We start from the raw sequence: 282 nt of genomic DNA on the forward strand, positions 1-282 counted from the left end.
GGGAAAATATCGATGATATGGGCGGATGCGTCTTGCCCCTCGATCAAGCACTCGACCACGTTGCTGAAAACAGCATCTTCTGGACCTGGACCTGACCAAAAACGTACAAAGTCGAGCTAAGGGCCGGCAATCAAGTAACGGCTGCATCGACAGGCCGGCGACGTCGAACGCAGCGGAAGCCGATGTGCGAGGTGGAAGTGTCGATCATCTCGGGATGGCGCGCGGCGGGGCGGTAGCGCTGGCAATAGTTCGCCGCGCACAAGTGAGAACCGCCCTTGAGCA

Annotated in this window: 1 protein-coding gene; it reads right to left on the reverse strand. The window is 58.9% G+C overall.

Annotated features, from left to right (window positions below):
* Window positions 1-130: 130 nt before the first annotated feature.
* Window positions 131-282 (reverse strand): SUMF1/EgtB/PvdO family nonheme iron enzyme (locus ACYPYD_RS25510; RefSeq protein ID WP_459666353.1); only part of this gene is annotated, 152 nt, incomplete at its 5' end.

This window comes from Novosphingobium sp. 11B, assembly GCF_054589055.1.